4 protein-coding genes are annotated in these 2,028 nt (G+C 67.6%); all 4 read right to left on the bottom strand.

What is annotated here, in order from left to right:
- Nucleotides 1-197, bottom strand: a 197-nt coding sequence (locus EO156_RS03535; protein ID WP_126936735.1) for a tail protein X, incomplete at its 3' end; no start/stop codon positions are given.
- Complete coding sequence (locus EO156_RS03530) at nt 197-664, bottom strand: head completion/stabilization protein (RefSeq protein WP_029996352.1); 468 nt, start codon at nt 662-664, stop codon at nt 197-199. The genes EO156_RS03535 and EO156_RS03530, both read right to left, overlap by 1 nt.
- Before the next feature lie 98 nt (nt 665-762).
- Nucleotides 763-1,482 carry a phage terminase small subunit gene (gene gpM, locus EO156_RS03525; RefSeq protein ID WP_016851435.1) on the bottom strand — a complete coding sequence of 240 codons (720 nt, stop codon included), beginning with the start codon at nt 1,480-1,482 and terminating at the stop codon, nt 763-765.
- A gap of 3 nt (nt 1,483-1,485) precedes the next feature.
- The coding region (locus EO156_RS03520; protein ID WP_126936734.1) for a phage major capsid protein, P2 family at nt 1,486-2,028 on the bottom strand (543 nt) is incomplete at its 5' end.

Genomic DNA, 2,028 nt, shown 5'->3' with positions numbered 1-2,028 from the left:
TGCACAAGCGGCGTCATCGCCGCTGTGGTGGTGGTTACCTCGGGCAACTCCACTGGCGTGCCATGCGGCAGCACGGCGCCCAGTTCGGCCAGGCCGGGATTGAGGAGGTAGGTGCGCTCGACCAAGCCGGCCGTGCTGCCCAGGTGGCGCCAGCACAGCAGGTCGACGGTGTCGCCTTGCATGGCGTGCACGCGCATCAGATGAGCTCCACCGTGCTGCGCGGCAGGTTCTGCAGGTCGCGCACGGCCCAGCGCTGGTCGCGGCGTAGCTCGGTGATGCTCGGTGACAGGTCATCAGCGCGCTGGTTGGCGCTGTCGGTCGCGTCGAAGCTGCGATAACGCTCTGCCACCTCGACCGCCGTGGCACACGCGACGGCGCGCAGGTACAGCTGCACGCGGCGCGAGACGCCGTCGACGGTGGTGCTGGGTACATCGGCCAACGCGGCCCAGCCGGCGGCCTGCTGCGTCTGCGCCCAAGCATCCAGCTCATCGTTGACCGCCAGCATGGCGGCAACAATGGCGTGGCGCAGACGGGCATCGGTGACAGTGCCATCCAGACGCATGCTCGCCCGCACAGTGGCCGGTGCGATCGCCGGCCAAAACGGTGCATTGGCGATCGCATCAGGCGTGGCGCTCGTGGTGCCGGTGGCAGTGAATCCGCTCATGGATGGCTCGGAAGAAATCGCCGGTGGTCGGGGCGTCACCGCAGCGAAGAGTTGCTGTGGATCGGCCCCGAGCCGGCGAGGGTTGCGGGGACGCTCGGTTATGCGCTGGCGCCTGCAGGCTCAGCGCTGAACTTCTTCAAGAGACGCTCGGCGCGCTCCAGATCCTTCTTGCCGCCGCAGCTGCCGTGCAGTGCGATGGCGCGCTGCAGGTCGGCCACAGCGGCAGCGGCGATCGGCTGCGCCTGGTCGGCGGGCATCTCGTCGGTGATGCCCGCCAGGGACGCACGGGCCAGTGCAAGGTGCAGCTTGGCGCGCACCTCGTCGGGCATGTCCTGCTCGGCGGTCAGCGTGGCGGTGTCGGCCAGCACGGCCGCATCGAACGGTTGGCCGGTCTTCTGCGCCGACAATGCCGCCTCGGCCACTTCCTCGGCCAGCACGCAGCCCACCGTGCGCGAAAAGCGGTCGGGCATCTGCAGGTTGTGCTTGAGCACATAGGCACCCAGCTCCAGCGCGCCGGCATAGTCGCCGGCATCAATGCGCCAGACCATGCACGTCATGACGATCTCATCCTGCGCGCCCTGGCCGCCGGCCAACACGCCAGCCAAGTACGGCACGTAGGTCGGCAGTAGCTGCACCTTGAGCGCTGCCTTGCCCTGGGTGGATTGGATCTGCTTCAGCCGCAGGCGATCGCTCTGCAGCTGCGCCATGTGCTGCTCGTAGGCCGTCGCACCGGCCATCAGCTGGTGCGGTGCGCGCTGGGCCGCTTCCAGCTCGGCGAGCACGCGGCTGTGGTGACGCTTGGCGGGACTGTCGGCCATGGCTTAGGCCTCAATCTCAATGTGCTCGACCACGCAGCCCAGGCCGTAGTCTTCGACCACGTACGCATCGTTGGAGGACTCGTAGTTCTCGATGCGATCGCGTGCGGGCACTTCCTGGATGTAACGGCGACGGCCGCCGGTCTGGTAGTAGATCGACAGGTTCGCCAGCGAAGTGACCATCAACGCGCCGTCCGGCAGGTACGGCACCTCGGCCACCTGCAGGCCGCCGACGCGGCGCTGGCTCAAGATCAGGTCGGTGGCGATCTTCTCGCTGGCCGCCTGGTCCTTGTTGACCATCGGGAAATACTTGTCGTGCATCAGGTCGCGGCCCAGCACCACCACCAGGCTCGGATCCTTGCGGTGCCACGGATCCAGCAAGTTGCTCACCACATCGAACACCAGCGCGTCGAGGTTGCGATAGTCCGCGCCATCACCGGCGCCGATGACCATCTTGCCCGCCGTCTTGCCGCTGGCCAGCACGCGCTGCGCGGCGTTGGTGCGGTACTGCTGCAGCCAACCGATGTTGACGTCTTCCAGCAGCGGGAA

The sequence above is a fragment of the Xanthomonas sp. DAR33341 genome (assembly GCF_003992815.1).
Lineage (GTDB): Bacteria > Pseudomonadota > Gammaproteobacteria > Xanthomonadales > Xanthomonadaceae > Xanthomonas > Xanthomonas cissicola.
This window is presented reverse-complemented; position numbering and strand designations above follow the sequence as displayed.